This window comes from Microbacterium sp. NPDC056044 (genome assembly GCF_042267145.1).
Lineage (GTDB): Bacteria > Actinomycetota > Actinomycetes > Actinomycetales > Microbacteriaceae > Microbacterium.
Map to the genome: position 1 here is coordinate 445,291 of NZ_JBHJWZ010000005.1, position 16,262 is coordinate 461,552.

Annotated in this window: 18 protein-coding genes; 10 read left to right on the top strand and 8 right to left on the bottom strand. The window is 71.2% G+C overall.

The features are described from left to right. Positions 1–63: 63 nt before the first annotated feature. Positions 64–384 (top strand): hypothetical protein, encoded by a 321-nt coding sequence (locus ACFC1I_RS16830; protein ID WP_376011875.1) that lies wholly within the window; start codon positions 64–66, stop codon positions 382–384. Between the two features lie 53 nt (positions 385–437). Here the strand turns inward: ACFC1I_RS16830 and ACFC1I_RS16835 are convergent, their stop codons facing one another. After that, the gene (locus tag ACFC1I_RS16835) at positions 438–1,181 is read right to left on the bottom strand and encodes a hemolysin III family protein (protein WP_376011878.1); all 744 of its coding nucleotides are present in this window, start codon (positions 1,179–1,181) and stop codon (positions 438–440) included. A gap of 112 nt (positions 1,182–1,293) precedes the next feature. Here ACFC1I_RS16835 and ACFC1I_RS16840 point away from each other — a divergent pair, with 112 nt between their 5' ends. The 4 genes from ACFC1I_RS16840 (at position 1,294) to ACFC1I_RS16855 (ending at position 5,728) form a co-directional block, all read left to right on the top strand. After that, the gene (locus tag ACFC1I_RS16840) at positions 1,294–2,079 is read left to right on the top strand and encodes an isoprenyl transferase (protein WP_376011880.1); all 786 of its coding nucleotides are present in this window, start codon (positions 1,294–1,296) and stop codon (positions 2,077–2,079) included. Positions 2,080–2,114: 35 nt separating this feature from the next. Further along, positions 2,115–3,245: an aminotransferase class V-fold PLP-dependent enzyme gene (locus ACFC1I_RS16845; protein WP_376011883.1), complete on the top strand. Its 1,131-nt coding sequence runs from the start codon at positions 2,115–2,117 to the stop codon at positions 3,243–3,245. Positions 3,246–3,442: 197 nt separating this feature from the next. Next, the gene (locus ACFC1I_RS16850) at positions 3,443–4,798 is read left to right on the top strand and encodes a PhoH family protein (RefSeq protein WP_376011886.1); all 1,356 of its coding nucleotides are present in this window, start codon (positions 3,443–3,445) and stop codon (positions 4,796–4,798) included. Positions 4,799–4,966: 168 nt separating this feature from the next. Beyond that, positions 4,967–5,728 carry a hypothetical protein gene (locus ACFC1I_RS16855; RefSeq protein WP_376011888.1) on the top strand — a complete coding sequence of 254 codons (762 nt, stop codon included), beginning with the start codon at positions 4,967–4,969 and terminating at the stop codon, positions 5,726–5,728. Between the two features lie 148 nt (positions 5,729–5,876). On the opposite strand, the gene ACFC1I_RS16860 is transcribed toward ACFC1I_RS16855, so the two are convergent. Genes ACFC1I_RS16860 through xseA form a run of 7 tightly spaced genes read right to left on the bottom strand, consistent with a single transcriptional unit; the run spans position 5,877 to position 12,399 of the window. Next, entirely contained in the window at positions 5,877–6,533 is a 657-nt protein-coding gene (locus tag ACFC1I_RS16860; RefSeq protein ID WP_376011889.1) for a response regulator transcription factor, read from the bottom strand. Next, on the bottom strand, positions 6,530–8,032 hold the full coding sequence (locus tag ACFC1I_RS16865) for an ATP-binding protein (RefSeq protein ID WP_376011891.1): 1,503 nt from the start codon (positions 8,030–8,032) through the stop codon (positions 6,530–6,532). The genes ACFC1I_RS16860 and ACFC1I_RS16865 overlap by 4 nt, the downstream gene beginning before the upstream one ends. Before the next feature lie 48 nt (positions 8,033–8,080). Next, positions 8,081–9,475: a class II fumarate hydratase gene (locus ACFC1I_RS16870; RefSeq protein WP_376011893.1), complete on the bottom strand. Its 1,395-nt coding sequence runs from the start codon at positions 9,473–9,475 to the stop codon at positions 8,081–8,083. 54 nt (positions 9,476–9,529) lie between these two features. Then, the gene (locus tag ACFC1I_RS16875; RefSeq protein ID WP_376012112.1) at positions 9,530–10,132 is read right to left on the bottom strand and encodes a carbonic anhydrase; all 603 of its coding nucleotides are present in this window, start codon (positions 10,130–10,132) and stop codon (positions 9,530–9,532) included. Between the two features lie 32 nt (positions 10,133–10,164). Continuing rightward, a complete protein-coding gene (locus ACFC1I_RS16880; RefSeq protein ID WP_376011896.1) occupies positions 10,165–10,827 on the bottom strand; it encodes a DUF4245 family protein in 663 nt (220 codons plus the stop codon). After that, positions 10,827–11,069, bottom strand: coding sequence for an exodeoxyribonuclease VII small subunit (locus ACFC1I_RS16885; RefSeq protein WP_374974810.1), 243 nt, complete (start codon positions 11,067–11,069; stop codon positions 10,827–10,829). The genes ACFC1I_RS16880 and ACFC1I_RS16885 overlap by 1 nt, the downstream gene beginning before the upstream one ends. 10 nt (positions 11,070–11,079) lie before the next feature. Beyond that, positions 11,080–12,399: an exodeoxyribonuclease VII large subunit gene (gene xseA / locus ACFC1I_RS16890; RefSeq protein WP_376011900.1), complete on the bottom strand. Its 1,320-nt coding sequence runs from the start codon at positions 12,397–12,399 to the stop codon at positions 11,080–11,082. 124 nt (positions 12,400–12,523) lie between these two features. On the opposite strand from xseA, the gene ACFC1I_RS16895 reads away from it, so the two are divergent. The 5 genes from ACFC1I_RS16895 to ACFC1I_RS16915 all read left to right on the top strand — a co-directional run bounded on the left by ACFC1I_RS16895 (position 12,524) and on the right by ACFC1I_RS16915 (position 16,119). Continuing rightward, positions 12,524–13,564, top strand: a complete 1,041-nt coding sequence (locus ACFC1I_RS16895) for a 4-hydroxy-3-methylbut-2-enyl diphosphate reductase (protein WP_376012115.1) — start codon at positions 12,524–12,526, stop codon at positions 13,562–13,564. After that, positions 13,561–14,136 carry a DUF6264 family protein gene (locus ACFC1I_RS16900; RefSeq protein ID WP_376011903.1) on the top strand — a complete coding sequence of 192 codons (576 nt, stop codon included), beginning with the start codon at positions 13,561–13,563 and terminating at the stop codon, positions 14,134–14,136. The genes ACFC1I_RS16895 and ACFC1I_RS16900 overlap by 4 nt, the downstream gene beginning before the upstream one ends. 137 nt (positions 14,137–14,273) lie before the next feature. After that, positions 14,274–14,813, top strand: coding sequence for a sigma-70 family RNA polymerase sigma factor (locus ACFC1I_RS16905; RefSeq protein WP_376011906.1), 540 nt, complete (start codon positions 14,274–14,276; stop codon positions 14,811–14,813). Then, a complete protein-coding gene (locus ACFC1I_RS16910; RefSeq protein WP_376011909.1) occupies positions 14,810–15,523 on the top strand; it encodes a hypothetical protein in 714 nt (237 codons plus the stop codon). The genes ACFC1I_RS16905 and ACFC1I_RS16910 overlap by 4 nt, the downstream gene beginning before the upstream one ends. A 44-nt stretch (positions 15,524–15,567) precedes the next feature. After that, positions 15,568–16,119, top strand: a complete 552-nt coding sequence (locus ACFC1I_RS16915; protein WP_376011912.1) for an MOSC domain-containing protein — start codon at positions 15,568–15,570, stop codon at positions 16,117–16,119. Positions 16,120–16,262 lie beyond the last annotated feature (143 nt).

Sequence of the window (16,262 nt, forward strand, 5' to 3'; positions counted from 1 at the left end):
AGGCTATGCGCTCGCGCGCACCCCCGACGACACCGCCCGCCACGCGGGCAGAGCGAGGAACCCATGCAGCACGCGATCGCCGGGATCCTTCCCGCCGCGACGACCCCGACGCCGACGCCCACACCCGCGGTCGATCCCAACCTCGTGAGCCCCGGCGTCATCGGATTCCTCTTCACCGCGCTCATCGCGATCGTCGTGATCTTCCTGATCTGGGACATGATGCGCCGCATCCGCCGCGGCCGCGTGCGCGCCGACATCCAGGAGCAGCTCGACGCCGAGGAGCAGGCGGCGCGCGCCGCCGAGGCGACCGAGGTCGACGACCAGAGCATCGACCCGGCGGCGGACGACGACCGCGGGGACGCCGCGACGCCGCCCAAGGCCTGACGCCCCCGAACGATGAGGGTGACGGATGCTGCGGCCCGCAGCATCCGCCATCATCAACCCGCGAGCCCCAGCGACGGGGAGTACGGGTGCAGCGCGATGATGAGGCACGCCGTCCAGTGGCAGAGGAACGCGAGCACCGTGCACACGTGGAAGATCTCGTGGAAGCCGAAGTGGCCCGGCCACGGATTGGGGCGCTTGAGCGCATAGACGATGGCGCCGCCGGTGTAGAGCAGCCCGCCGATGGCGACGAGGATCATCATGGTAGCGCTCGCCTGGAACAGCGGCACGATGTACATGACGGCCGCCCAGCCCAGCAGCAGGTAGAGGGCGACGTAGAGCCACCGCGGGGCGTTGATCCAGAAGACGCGGAAGAGGATGCCGAGGAGCGCACCGCTCCAGACCAGGACGAGCAGCAGCGCTCCCTGCTGGGGCGGGAGCGCCAGCACCGCGATCGGCGTGTAGGTGCCCGCGATCAGCAGCAGGATGTTCGCGTGGTCGATGCGCTTGAGGATCGCCTTGGTCTTCGGCTTCCAGTTGAACCGGTGGTACAGCGCCGAGTTGCCGAACAGCAGGAGCGACGTCGCCATGAAGACCGCCGACGCCCATTTCGCGGGCGCCCCCTGCGCGAGCACGATGAGCACGATGCCGGCCGCGATCGCGACGGGGAACGTCGCCGCGTGGATCCAGCCGCGCCACGACGGCTTGATGTCGGGCGTCGCGGCGTCGACCGCGGCGGCGTCCATCAGCGGCAGCACGGGGACCTCGGGGGCCCGGGGGAGACTGCGACGGCGGCTCATGTGCTAAGCGTAGAGGGGGCCGCATGCCGGGAGCGGAACATGCCGAGTGCCACGATACGTGGGACCGAGTCCCACGCTAGGGCCGAGGTCGCGCGCGAGGTAGCGTAGGCGTGTGGCGCGCGGCGAGACGAACGAGGGCAGAGGCCCTCTCTACCGGCTCTACATCAACCGACTCCGGCGGCGCCTGGATCCGGCGTCGGTCCCGCGCCACCTCGCGATGATGATCGACGGCAACCGTCGCTGGGCCAAGCAGCTCGGGTACGACTCCGCCGCGCACGGCCACCGCGCCGGCGCGGCGAAGATGAAGGAGTTCCTGCGCTGGTGCGACGACGTGGGGATCCGCGTCGTGTCGCTCTACCTGCTGTCGAACGACAACCTGCGAAAGCGCGACTCGCGCGAGCTGTCGGATCTCATCGAGATCATCGCCCAGCTCGCCGACGAGCTCTCGCACGAGCGGGACTGGCGCGTGAAGCACGTGGGCCGCGCCGACGGGCTGCCGGAGGACCTGCGACGGGTCCTCGCCGACGTCGAGACGCGCACGAAGGGCAACGCGGGGATGCACGTCAACCTCGCCGTCGGGTACGGCGGGCGCGGCGAGATCGTCGACGCCGTGCGCAGCATCATCGCCCAGCACGACGAGCACGGCGGCTCGCTCGAAGAGCTCGCGGCGAGCCTCACGCCCGAGCAGATCGGCGAGCACCTGTACACCGGCGGGCAGCCCGACCCGGACCTCGTCATCCGCACGTCGGGGGAGCAGCGGCTGAGCGACTTCCTGCTGTGGCAGTCGGCCCACTCGGAGTTCTACTTCGTCGAGGCGCTCGGCCCGGATCTGCGCGAGGTCGACTTCCTCCGCGCGATCCGCGACTTCGCCTCGCGGGACCGCCGCTACGGCGGGTGAACGCCGCTCGCACCGGCGTTCGCACCTCTGTCAGAATGATCCGCGTGACGGATCTGGATTCATATCTGGCGTCGTTCGATGGGGAACCGGGGTATCTGGACTGGGCGGCATTCGGTCCGCTCTCGCCTGCGGTCCGCAGCGAGGCGCAGGGGGACACCGAGCTGCTCGGCTCGGGCCGGCGCACGAGCATCGAGCTCGTCGCCGACCACGTGCGCGAGGCCCGCGAACTGGTTGCGGAGCTGATCGGCACGGATGCCGCGCAGGTGGTGCTGCAGCCGTCCACGACGTACGGGCTGATGCACGCGATCTACGGGCTCGCCGGGGGGCTCATGCTGGGTCGCGGTGAGTTCCCGAGCCTCACCGTGGCGGCCACGCGCGCCTCGGAGGCGTTCGGGTCCGTCCAGCTGCAGTGGGTCGAGCCGGCGGACGGCTTCATGACGCCGGACGCGATCCGCTCGGCGCTCTCGGACGACACCCGGGCGGTCGCCGTCAGCCTGGTCGACTTCCGCACCGGCTACCGCACAGACCTGTCGGCGATCCGCGAGGTGATCGGGGACCGCCTGCTCATCGTCGACGCCATCCAGGGCTTCGGCATGGTCGAGGCCGACTACCTCGCCGCCGACGTCGTGTGCGCGCACGGCTACAAGTGGCTGCGTGCCGGCCGGGGGACCGGGTTCGCCTGGTTCGGCGAACGCGCCCTCGAGCGCATCGCGCCGGTGCTGTCGGGCTTCCGCGGCGTGGACGGCGACCTGCCGGTCGATGCGGTGCCCGCGCCGGCCGCGTCCGCGCAGGCCTTCTCGGTGTCGAGCCCCGACACGCTCGCGGCCGCGCGTCTCGCGACGGCGCTGCGCGAGGTGGCGGACGTCGGGGTCGCCGCCATCGAGTCCGTGCTCGCCGCCCGGGCGGCCGACGTCATGTTCTTCGCGGACCGCTATGAGGTTCCGGTCGTCACGCCCCGCGAGCCCGGGCGGCACGCCGGCATCGTGACGCTCGAGCCCGCCCCGCAGGACGCCGCTCCGCTCGCCGCATCGCTGGCGAACCACGGCCTCACCGTCACGACGCGCGCCGGCCGCATCCGGGTCTCACCGCACGTCGGCACCGGAGCCGACACGCTGCGCCTGTTCGGCGACGCGCTCGCCGCCTTCTCGTCAGCACGCGTCTGGTGAACGGATGCTGCGGCCCGCGGCATCCGTTCACCAACACGTAACGAAGTTCTTGCGTGTCGGGCGCGTCCGATGTCGGCGCGCGGTCGTAGCGTGAGCGCATCGGGCAAGGAGCCCGGTCGAGTCGGCCTCAGGATCGCGACTCGTGACTCCGGTCGACTCGTGACTGCCGGGTGAACCACCCGGGGCGGGAGTGGGTTGTGACCACACGAGCACCACACGAGCAGCGCAGTCAGGACCTCGAGCAGGTCGCAGCATCCGATCAGGATCTGCGGACCTACGTGCTCGACACTTCGGTGCTGCTCAGCGATCCGCGGGCGTTCTTCCGCTTCGCCGAACACAGCGTCGTGATCCCCGTCGTGGTGATCACGGAGCTGGAAGGCAAGCGGCACGATCCCGAGATCGGCTACTTCGCCCGGCAGGCGCTGCGCCACCTCGACGAACTGCGCGTCGAGCACGGACGCCTCGACTTCCCCGTCCCGGTCGGAGAGGGGGGTACGCTCCGGGTCGAGCTCAACAACACCGACGCGACGGTGCTGCCCTCGGGCATGCGCCTCGGCGACAACGACAGCCGCATCCTCGCCATCGCGATGAACCTCGCCCAGCACGGGCAGGAGGTGACCGTCGTCTCGAAGGATCTGCCGATGCGGGTCAAGGCGGCCTCGCTCGGCATCACCGCCGAGGAGTACCTCGCCGAGCAGGCTGTCGACTCCGGTTGGACCGGCATCGCCGACCTCGATGTCTCGGGCGACGACATCAGCGACCTGTACGAGAGCGAAGTGGCGTCGAGCGAGGACGTGCAGGGGCTCCCGGTGAACACCGGCCTCATCATCCACTCCGAGCGGGGTTCGGCGCTGGGTCGCGTCGTCGGCGACGGCGAGTACCGTCTGGTCCGCGGCGACCGCGAGGTCTTCGGCCTCCACGGGCGCTCCGCCGAGCAGCGCATCGCGATCGACCTGCTGCTCGACCCCGAGGTCGGGATCGTGTCGCTCGGCGGCCGGGCCGGCACGGGCAAGTCGGCGCTGGCGCTGTGCGCGGCTCTCGAAGCGGTGCTGGAACGGCAGCAGCAGCGGAAGATCATCGTGTTCCGGCCGCTGTTCGCCGTCGGCGGGCAGGAGCTCGGGTACCTCCCGGGTGACGCCCAGGAGAAGATGAACCCGTGGGGCCAGGCGGTGTTCGACACCCTCGGCTCGGTCGTCTCGACCAATGTGCTCGACGAGGTGGTCGAACGCGGACTGCTCGAGGTGCTGCCGCTGACGCATATCCGCGGCCGGTCGCTGCACGACGCGTTCGTGATCGTCGACGAGGCGCAGTCGCTCGAACGCAACGTGCTGCTGACGGTGCTCAGCCGCATCGGGCAGAACTCGAGGGTCGTGCTGACCCACGACGTCGGTCAGCGCGACAACCTGCGGGTCGGCCGTCACGACGGCGTCGCGTCGGTCATCGAGACGCTCAAGGGACACTCGCTCTTCGGGCACGTGACGCTGGTGAGGTCCGAACGCTCGGCCATCGCGGCGCTCGTCACCGACCTCCTCGAGGCCGGCGAACTGGCCTGAGACGCGCCGCGTCCACCCGACGGTGCAGCGGGCCGGGATCTCGGATCCTGGTCCGCTGCACGGTCTGAGCATGAGGAAAGTCTCATCGCCGACGGCGCTCACCGGGCGATCGGTCTGTCACCATGGATGAGGGGAAACGATTCCGCGCACACGGAGGGCAGGCGAGACGTGGAGACACGCACGGGGCTCGTGATCGGCGGCATGGCCGCTGTCGCGGCGAGCGTCGCCGTCGTGACCGCCGTCGCCCTCGCGAACACCGCGGCCCTGGTGGACTCCGAGGGCACGACCGTGGGCGCCGAGCACGTCATCGTCCCCGCTGCGGCGTACCCGACGCCCACCGCCCGGCCCACGCCGGCGGCGACCGCCGACGCCCTCGTCCCCGCGACGGAGCCGGAGGTGGTGCCCGCCCCCGCCCCCGTCGACGTCGCGCCGTCCGAGTCGACCGGCACTACCGTGCCCGCCGCACCGGCACCGCCGCCCGCGCCCGCCCCCGAGGTGGCAGCGCCGCCCGCAGCCGCGGCGCCGGCCCCGGCCCCCGCCGCGCCCGACGACATCGACGCGGCGATCGCTGCCGCGAAGGCGGCGGGAACCTGGGAGGCGCTGCGCAGCTGGGCGGAAGCTCACGGCTGGTCGAGCGGCCGGCTCGACGCGCTGATCGCCCGTCTCGAGCGCGAGACCCGCGATCAGGACGAGCAGGACGACTGGGGCAAGTGGAACAAGTCGGGGGACTGGAGCGATTCCACCACCCGGCGACAGAGCATCGTCCAGGCACCTCCCTCCGCTCCCGCCCCGGAGCAGAAGCAGTCCGGTCAGGACTCGACCGGTTCAAGACCACCCGCTCACGCGGGAACGAACGTCGGTAACGGCAACGGCGCCGCCAGCGACGAGAAGAAAGACCGGTCGCGCTACTCCCCAGAAAAGCGCGACTGACAACGGTCGGATCCCCCAGTCCGGCCTTTCACAGCCCCCGGTGTCCCCCAGCACCGGGGGCTTCTTCCTGCCGTGCGCGGTCCGCGGCGCTGCGCAACGGGTGGGCTCGCCGGCCCATGGCCCGGCGGCCCGGCCGGTCGGCCCAGGGCTACTCCCAGCGGTAGCCGGCGCCGCGGACGGTGACGATGTGATCGGCGCCGAGCTTCCCGCGAAGGTACCGCACGTACACGTCCACCACGTTCGAACCCGGATCGAAGTCGAGCCCCCACACGCGGCTCAACAGCTGCTCGCGGCTGAGCACACGCCCGGGGTTGCGCAGGAACTGCTCGGCGAGCGAGAACTCGCGCGCCGACAGGTCGATCTCACGCCCGCCGACAGTCGCGCGCCGCGCGAGGATGTCGAGCACCACGTCCCCGTGCGAGATCGCGACGCCCGCCTGCGGCACGCTCTCGCGCAGGCGCGAGCGCACGCGGGCGAGGAGCTCCTCGAAGGTGAACGGCTTGGGCACGTAGTCGTTGGCTCCGGCATCCAAACCGGTGACCGTGTCGCGCGTGCTGGATCGCGCCGTGAGCATGATCACGGGCACCGCGGAACCACGCGCCCTGAGCTCGCGGAGCACCTCGAAGCCGTCCATCGTGGGAAGGCCGACGTCGAGCAGCACGAGGTCGGCGTCGCCGCGCAGCGCGGCTTCGAGGCCCTCGGGGCCGTCCTCGAAGACGAGCGTCTCGTAGCCGGCCGCCTCGAGGCCGCGACTCACGAATGCGGCGATCCGCGGCTCGTCCTCGACGATGAGGATCCTGGTCATCCCGCGACCTCCCGTTGCAGCACGTCTCCGGCACGCACCGGTGCCGGCAGTTCGGCCTCCGTCGGAGGCAGGTGGATCGTGAATGTGGCCCCGCCGCCCGGCGTGTCGGAGACGACGCAGTGGCCGCCGTGGCCCTTCGCGATCGCGTCGACGATGGCCAGGCCGAGGCCCGACCCGCCGACGGAGCGCTTCACGTGCGCGCGGTCGAAGCGGCGGAAGATCCGGGCACGCGCACCGGGCGGGATGCCGGGACCGTGGTCGCGAACCCAGAGCCGCGCACCGTCGCCGGAGTGGGCACTGCCGACCTCGATGGGGCTGCCCTCCGGCGTGTACTTGGCGGCGTTGTCGGCGAGCTGCAGCCACGCCTGCAGCAGGCGATCCTGGTCGCCGACGGTGTCGCCCTCGGCGGTGGCCTCGATCGTCCAGGTGTGGCCGGGGATCACGGCGACGAGTTCGGCCACGCGCTCGGTGAGCGCTGCCAGGTCGACCGTCTCGAGGCTGTACGACTCCGCCTCGGCTGTCGCGAGCAGGTCGATGTCCTCGACGAGCCGCGTGAGCCGGTCGAGTTCCGCGATGCCGATCTCGCGTGCGGACGCCACGTCCGAGGCATCCTGCGGGTTCATCAGCTCGAGGTGCCCCCGCACGATCGTGATGGGGGTCTTCAGCTCGTGACGCACGTCGTCGAGGAGTTGCCGCTGCCCGTCGACGGAGTCCTCCAGGCGGTCCAGCATCGAGTTGACCGTGCGCGACAGATCGGCGATGTCGTCGTTTCCCTGGGGCTCGAGCCGGTGGGAGAGATCCGTGATCGAGATCGCGTCCGCCGTCTCGCGGAGGCGGCGGATCGGCGACAGCAGTCGGCCGGTGACGAACCAGCCGACGATGCCGATCGCGAACAGCACCGCGACGGCAGCGATGACGTAGGTGGTCATGGCGAAGGTGACCGGCTGCAGCTCGTCGCCGAGGTTGACGGCGCGGATGTAGAGCCCCTGCTGGGGGTCGCCGGCCATTCGCACCGGGATCGCGATGTATCGCAGCGATCCCTGATCGGTGACCGCGGTACCCAGCTTCTGGGAGCCGTTCGCGGTCTCGGTGACGGCTCGGTCGATCAGCTGCTGGTTCTCGGAGATGTCGAAGCCCGACAGCGTGGCGGGCACCCAGCGCGGCGTGCCGTCGATCAGCGCGAGCGAGGCCTCGTTGCGTGCGGGGACCAACCGGGCGACGACGGCGTTGAGGTACTGGTCGACGGAGTCGAACTCGCTTCGGTCGAGTTCGTCTGTCGCGGCGGGGGCGCCGCCGGGCGAGTCGGCGACACTGTCATCGGCGACCGCCTGGAGCGATTTCACCTGCGCCTCGAGACGTTCGTCGACGCCTGCCAGGGCCTGCTCGCGCTGCACCAGGAACGTGACGCTGCCCACGACGGCGAGTCCTACGCACGCGACAGCCAGGATCGCGGCGAGGATCCTGACGCGCGCGGGTACCGGGCGGGGAGTTCGGGCCATGACCCGATTATCCCGCCGACGCACGGCTGGCGGCATGGGGCGGGCGGATCAGCCCGGGTGCGTCATCGAGAGCAGGTCGAGCTTCTCGTCGAGCTGCTCGAGCGTGAGCTCGCCGCGCTCCACGTAGCCGAGGTCGATCACGGCCTCGCGCACCGTGATGCCCTTCGCGACGGAGTGCTTGGCGATCTTGGCGGCGGCCTCGTAGCCGATGAGCTTGTTGAGCGGCGTGACGATCGACGGCGACATGCCGGCGTACGCGGCGGCGCGCTCGACGTTCGCCTCGAGACCGTCGATCGTCTTGTCGGCGAGGACGCGCGAGGTGTTCGCGAGAAGCTCGATCGACTCGAGCACGGCGCTGCCCATGATCGGGATGGCGACGTTGAGCTCGAAGGCGCCGGAGGCGCCGGCCCACGCGACGGTCGCGTCGTTGCCGATCACGCGGGCGCACACCATGAGCGTCGCCTCGGGGATCACGGGGTTGACCTTGCCGGGCATGATCGACGACCCGGGCTGCAGGTCGGGGATGTGCAGCTCGCCGAGACCCGTGTTCGGGCCGGAGCCCATCCAGCGCAGGTCGTTGTTGATCTTGGTGAGCGAGACCGCGATGGTGCGGAGGGCGCCCGATGCCTCGACCAGGCCGTCGCGGTTGGCCTGGGCCTCGAAGTGGTCCTTTGCCTCGGTGATCGGCAGCTCGGTGTCGGCGACGATGAGCTCGATCACGCGCTGCGGGAAGCCGAGCGGGGTGTTGATGCCGGTGCCGACCGCGGTGCCGCCGAGCGGGACCTCCGCGACGCGGGGGAGGACTGCCTGCACGCGCTCGATGCCGAGGCGGATCTGGCGGGCGTAGCCGCCGAACTCCTGGCCGAGGGTCACGGGCGTCGCGTCCATGAGGTGGGTGCGACCGGACTTCACGACGCTCTTCCAGAGGTCGGCCTTGGCCTCGAGGGCGACCGCCAAGTGGTCGAGCGCGGGGATCAGGTCGTCGATGAGCTCCTGCGTCACGGCGATGTGCACCGACGTCGGGAACACGTCGTTCGACGACTGCGACGCGTTGACGTGGTCGTTCGGGTGCACGGTCGCGCCGAGCGCCTGCGTGGCGAGGGTCGCGAGCACCTCGTTCATATTCATGTTCGACGACGTGCCGCTGCCGGTCTGGTAGACGTCGATCGGGAACTGGTCGGCGAACTCGCCGGATATGATGCGGTCGGCCGCGCCGGCGATGGCATCGGCGATGGTGCCGTCCAGCGTGCCGAGCTCCTTGTTCGCAAGGGCGGCGGCCTTCTTGATGCGCGCGAGCGCCACGATCTGGGCGGGCTCGAGGCGGTCGCCCGAGATCGGGAAGTTCTCCACCGCGCGCTGCGTCTGCGCGGCGTAGAGCGCGTTCTTGGGCACGCGCACCTCGCCCATGGTGTCGTGCTCGATGCGGTACTCGATGTCGGTCACGTCGTTGTTCCTCACGTGTCGGTACAGGGGGGTGTCTTGGCAGAGATCAGGGGGTCAGGCGGCGTCGAGCCCGACGGCGACGAGGGGCACGGCGACGCCCTCGGCGAGTCGGTAGTTGGCGCCGACGATGCCGACGCGTCCTTCGGCGACGGCGGTGCTGATGAGCTCGGACGAGCGGAGGATGTCGGCGACCGTGTTGCGCAGGTGCTCGCGTCCGACGAGTTCGGCGTCGATCTCGTCCGCCTGCGAGACTCCGGTCTCGGCCGCGACGTGGCGGGCTGCGGGAACGATCGGCGCGATGAGTCGCCAGATGTGCGGAGGGAGGGGTGCGGCGTCGATCGCGGTGCTGTCGATCGCGGCGCGGACGGCGCCGCAGCTGTCGTGCGCGAGCACCACGATCAGCGGGACGTCCAGCATCGCCACCGCGTACTCGAGGCTCGCGACGATCGACTCGCCCACCACCTGGCCGGCGTTTCGCACGACGAACAGGTCGCCGAGACCCTTGTCGAAGATGATCTCGGCCGCGAGCCGCGAGTCGGAGCAGCCGAAGAGGACGGCGCGCGGCCGCTGCCCGGCGGCCGTCTCGGCCCTGCGGTCGACATCCTGGCGCGGGTGATGCGGCTCGCCCGCGACGAAGCGGGCGTTGCCGCGCACCATCTCGTTCCACACCTTGTCGGGCAGCGGCTGGGTCACGGGTTCTCCTCGGTGCTGTCGGCGTCGCGCAATGCGGTGATCTGTTCCGTGACGGAACGGGCGGTCTCTTCGAGGGCGTCCTCGCCCGCGGCGCCGTAGATGAGCACCGTGTCGGTGCCGGCGTCGGTCGCGAGCGCGACCGAGATGTTCCCGGTGCGACCGGGGTCGAGTTCGTAGCGGTCCCAGGTGATGCCGTCGATCGTCACGGTGTCCTGCGGGGCGGAGCCTGACAGCACACGGGCCGCCCACGCCGCGTCGGCGTCGAACCCCTGCGCGACGCGCAGGAACCCGCGGGCGTTCTCGTCGGCGGGGGCGTAGACGACCGTGAACGCCCGCACTCCGCCGTTGCCCTCGATGCCGGCGCGGTTGACGATCCACGCGTCGGACATCTTCGGGGCGATCACGGTGCGGCCTTCGGACGCCGCCACGCCCTGGGCGACGGCGGCGACGTCGATCGCTTCGCGCGGCGGCGGTGTGCCGCGCGGCACGGCGGCGATGATGACGATGACGACGGCGAGCGTCGCGAGCAGCGCCGCGATGAGATTGCGGACATTCTGGCTCGAGCGGTAGATGCGCGACGACTCGGCCTTGCGGTCGGCGGTCTCGTCGGGGGTCTCAGGACGCCCGAGCTCGGCGACGATGCGGGGTTCGCGTGCCATCAGAGCGCCTCGCCCTGCGCGCGGTCCGCAGAGGCCCGAGCGGCTTCGAGCCGGCGCTTGGCGCCCAGCAGCCACTCCTCGCAGCGGGCCGCAAGGGCTTCGCCGCGCTCCCACAGGGCGAGGGAGTGCTCGAGGGTCGGGGCGCCCTGCTCGAGTTCGGCGACGACGCGCACGAGCTCGTCGCGTGCCTGCTCGAACGAGAGGGTCGCGACGTCCGCGAGGGCGCCGCTCGTCTCAGTCATGCAGCCCAGTCTAGTTGGGGTCGGCGACGTCGCCCGCCCCCGTGACGCCCCGGCCGTCGCCCTCCGTGATCTCGCCGTCGGAGCGGGCCGCGAACGATCCGCGCCCCACGGTGACGACGACGGGGGTGGATGCCGGCGCCTGGGCGGCGTCGCGGACGATGACGCCGTCCGCGAGGTGGGCGATGGCGTAGCCGCGCGCGAGGGTCGACGCCGGCGACAGGGCGCGCAGCGTCGCCCGGAGCTCGCCCGTGCGCTGCTCCTGGACGCGCAGCGACCGGTCGATCCGGTCGCGGCCGCGCGCGGCGAGCAGCTCCACCTCGTGCGAGCGCGTGGTGAGCAGCGACTCCGGTGCGCGCAGCACCGGGCGCGAGCGCAGCTGCTCGAGCTGGGCGATGTCGTGCGAGATGCGCTGCGTCAGTCGGGTGTTCATGCGGGCGCGCAGCTGGCCGACGAGCGCGCGCTGCTCGGCGACGTCGGGCACGACGCGCTTCGCCGCGTCGGTCGGCGTCGATGCGCGCAGGTCGGCGACGTCGTCGAGGAGCGGATGGTCGTTCTCGTGGCCGATCGCGCTGACGACGGGAGTGGATGCTGCGGCCACCGCGCGGATCAGCCGCTCGTCGCTGAAGCCGAGCAGGGTCTGCGGGTCGCCGCCCCCGCGCGCGATGATGATCACGTCGACGTCGGGCGCAGCATCCAGTGCTTTCAAAGCCGCGATCGTCTCGGGGACGCATCGGTCGCCCTGCACCGCGGCGTACTTCGTCTGGAATCGCACCTGCGGCCAGCGCAGCTCGGCGTTGCGGTGGACGTCCTTCTCGGCGTCGGAGTTCTCGCCCGTGATGAGGCCGATGAGGTGGGGCAGGAAGGGGAGGGGCTTCTTGCGCGCTGGATCGAAGAGCCCCTCGGACCGCAGCTGCACGCGCAGGCGCTCGAGCTTCTCGAGCTGGTCGCCGAGTCCGACGTGGCGCATCGCGGAGACGCCGAAGCTGAAGTCGCCGTTCTTGACGAAGTAGTCGGCCTTGACGCAGGCGATGACGTGGTCGCCCACCTTGAGGTCGCCGGGCAGCCGCTCGCGGGTCGACGACCAGATGCGGAAGGAGATGGTGGCGTCGGTCACCAGGTCCTTCATGCGGCCGAAGACGTTGCCGCCGCGCTGGTTCCACCCCGTGATCTCGCCCTCGACCCACACCGAGCCCCACGTCTGCACGAATCCGCGGATCGTGTCGTTCAGGCGGGCCACGGACGTCGGGGCCTGCGCCGTCGAGTCGCGCGGCGGCACCGAGTCGGGCGGCGGCGGCTCGCCGGGGACGGCGGCGGGCTGGAAACTCGTCATGCGGTCCTTTCGTGCCCGGGCGCGGGGTTCCCGCCGGAGGCCCCGCTCAGGAGCCCGCCCGTAGAATCATGGGGTGAGCATCAGCACCCCGGGACAGACCCGACCGAGTCAGGCCCCTGTGAGCATGCCCGTCCCGCGGATCCCGCGGCGGCGCGAACCGCTCAAGGATATCGCCGGGGCCGGACAGAAGCGGGTGCTCCTGGCATCTCCGCGTGGTTACTGCGCCGGCGTGGACCGCGCCGTCATCGCCGTCGAGAAGGCGCTCGAGCGCTTCGGCGCGCCCGTGTACGTGCGTAAGCAGATCGTGCACAACATCCACGTCGTGACCGAGCTCGAGAAGCAGGGGGCGATCTTCGTCGAAGAGGTCGACGAGGTCCCCGCCGGCGCCCACGTCGTGTTCAGCGCCCACGGGGTGTCGCCCGCGGTCGTGAACGCGGCATCCGATCGAGGCCTGCGTGCCATCGACGCGACGTGCCCGCTCGTGACGAAGGTGCACCGCGAGGCCGTGCGCTTCGCCCGCGACGACTTCGAGATCCTCCTCATCGGCCACGTCGGCCACGAGGAGGTCGAGGGCACCGCCGGTGAGGCGCCCGACCACGTCACCATCGTGAACTCGCCCGACGAGGCCGACACCATCGAGGTGCGGGACCCGTCGAAGGTCGTGTGGCTGTCGCAGACCACCCTGTCGGTCGACGAGACCATGGAGACGGTGCGGCGCCTGCGGGCCCGGTTCCCTGAGCTCCAGGACCCGCCGTCGGACGACATCTGCTACGCCACCCAGAACCGTCAGGTGGCGATCAAGAAGGTCGCGAAGAACGCCGACCTCGTGATCGTCGTCGGATCGGCGAACTCGTCGAACAGCGTCCGGCTCGTCGAGGTCGCGCTCGAGTACGGCGCGAAGGCGGCCTACCGCGTCGACTACGCCGACGAGATCGAGCAGTCGTGGCTGGACGGTGTCGAGACCGTCGGCGTGACCAGCGGCGCGTCGGTGCCCGAGGTGCTCGTGCAGCAGGTGCTCGAGGACCTCGCCTCCGCCGGCTACGGCGAGGTGGAAGAGGTGCGCACCGCGGAGGAGGACCTGATGTTCTCGCTCCCGAAGGAGCTCCGGCAGGACCTCGCAGGCAAGCGCGACGATCGCGCCCTGGGCGGGCGGAGCCGCGCGTGAGCGACGCCCCCGCGAACGCCGAGCCCGACCCCCGGGCGCGACCCCCGCGTCCCCAGTACGGCGAGTACGCGACGCCCGAGGAGCAGCGGTCGCGCATCCGGGAACCCGCGTCGTGGCAGGTGGAGGCCATCGCGCCGATCATGACCGATGCGCCGGCAGGCGGCATCCCTTCTCCTCCTGTCGTCGCGGAGAAGCGTCAGCGTCCCATCGACCGCATCATCACGTTCGCTCTGCTCGCGTACGGCCTCGTCAACGTGATCGCCTCGATACCCGCGTTCCTCGACTACGGCACCTACGCCGACACGATGCTCGGGGTGATGGGCGTCGACGCGCAGCTCTCGGATCCCGCCGCCGGCAAGCCGTGGGCGATCGCGGCCGCGGTCGTCCTCGTGATCGGCTGGTGCCTCACCGCCGCCTTGTCGGTCTGGAACATGCGGCGCGGCCGGCTGACGTGGTGGATCCCGCTGGTGGGCGGCATCGTCTTCTCGCTGACCGCCGGTGGACTGATGGTCGCTCCGCTGATGAACGATCCGGCCGTCTGGCAGGCGCTGCTCGACAGCACACGACTCTGAGTTCCTGCGGCGCGCGGATCGCGCGCCGTGCGGTCGCGTCACGGCGGGGCCATACTCGCAGGTGACGACGCGGATGCGCTGCGGACTCACGTGAACCCGCGGGTGGCGTGTCTCGTGTCTCCTGCGGGAGGTGATGGATGCCGCACGACAGCGTGGACCGTCGTGACAGTCCCGCCGGACGCGATGCCACGCGCCTGGCCGCTCTGTACGACGCACATGCGGCGCCGGTCTGGCGCTATGTCGTGCATCTCACCGGCGATCGCGCCGGTGCCGACGATATCGTGCAGGAGACGCTGCTGCGGGCGTGGCGAACGCCCAAGATCCTCGAGCAGGATCCCTCGACCACGCGTTCGTGGATGTTCACGGTGGCGCGCCACCTCGTGATCGACGAGGCACGCAGTGCGCGGCGCCGGCGCGAGATCGACGTCGCCGAGGTGCCCGAGCGCACCGCACCGGATGCCACCGACGCGCTGTTCGAGGCGATCCTCGTCGAGGAGGCGCTCGCGACGCTCACGACCGACCACCGCGCCGTGGTCGTGCGCGCGTACTACCGGGGTCTCTCCGTCGCCGAGATGGCCGACGAGCTCGAGATCCCGGAGGGCACCGTCAAGTCGCGCCTCCACTACGGACTGCGCGCCCTTCGCCTCACCCTGCAGGAGAAGGGGGTGACGCGATGACCACGGACCACGCCCGCTTCGCCGACTGGGACGCCGCATACGTCGTGCGCGCGCTCAGCGTGGACGAACGCCGCCGCTACGAGACTCACCTCGACACCTGCGCGGTGTGCCGCGACGCCATCGCGGATCTCGCGCCCACGATGGGACTGCTCGCACGCGTGCTGCCCGAGCGCGCCGAGGCGCTGCTCGAGCCCTCGGACCAGGACGGCCCCGACCCCGCCGCCCGGGAGCGCATGGTCGTCCGCGGCACGCGCGACGCGCGCCGCCGTCGCCTCATCGCGTGGGGCGGCGGCCTCGCCGCGGCGGCGGCGATCGCCGTCGTGGTCGCGTTCGCCGTGACGGCGGCGGTCGCGCCGGCGACTCCGCCCGAAGAGGTCGTGGCCCTCCAGGCCGTCACCGATGTGCCGCTGACCGCGAAAGTCGAGCTGACCGACGTGGCATGGGGGACCCGTATCGCGATGGTCTGCCACTACCCGCCCAGCCGCGACCCCTACACGGCCGACCAAGAGTGGCCGTACGTGCTCGTCGTCACCTCGACCGACGGCACGACCAGCGAGCTGTCGTCCTGGCGCGCCGGTCCGGGCACGACCGCCCACCTCGACGCCGGCACGGCGCTGGACCGCGACGACATCGCCTCGATCGAGGTGCGCGCCGTCTCGGACGGTCGCGTGCTGCTGCGCGGCGAGCCCGCCGCGTCGCCGGGGGAGTGACCGCAGCGGGCCTGTCAGCAGAGCCCTGTGGCTAGGATGAGCGGATGCCTCGCCTGGTCGCCGTCTGCGCCGTCCGACAGCTGCGTCCCGACGCCGGCTCGGTCGGCGTCACCGCGATCGACAAAGGCGCGGTCGAGGGAGCGGTCCGTGTCGGCCCGTACGGGGTCTACGCGGACGTGCAGGCCGACCGCAAGCACCACGGCGGACTCGACAAGGCGCTCTACGCCTACGCCGAGGAGGACGCCGCGTTCTGGGAGTCCGAGCTCGGTCGTGAGCTGCCGCCCGGCTGGTTCGGCGAGAACCTGCGGGTCGAAGGGATCGACGTCAACGCCGCGCTCATCGGCGAGCGGTGGCGCATCGGCGACCGCGTCGAGGTCGAGGTCACGATGCCGCGCACACCCTGCCAGACGTTCGCGCGCTGGGTCGGCGGCGACGACGCGCGCGGCTGGGTCAAGCGCTTCTCGAACGAGCGACGCCTCGGCCCGTACCTGCGGGTCATCCAGGGCGGGCGCGTGCAGGCGGGCGACGAGATCGTCGTCGTGCACCGCCCCGAGGGCGCCCCGGGGCTCCTCGACCGTTACATCGACCCCGCATAGGCTGCCCTCCTCCGAGCGAGTTTCGCGCCAGTTCGGTGGAGCGATGGGGAGTAGGGCGCGTCCGCGCTGGGATCACCACATCCACCTACAGGGCGTGATGCTCGCCATTCCGGCGGCTTTCATGCGTCGTGGCAATGCACGCG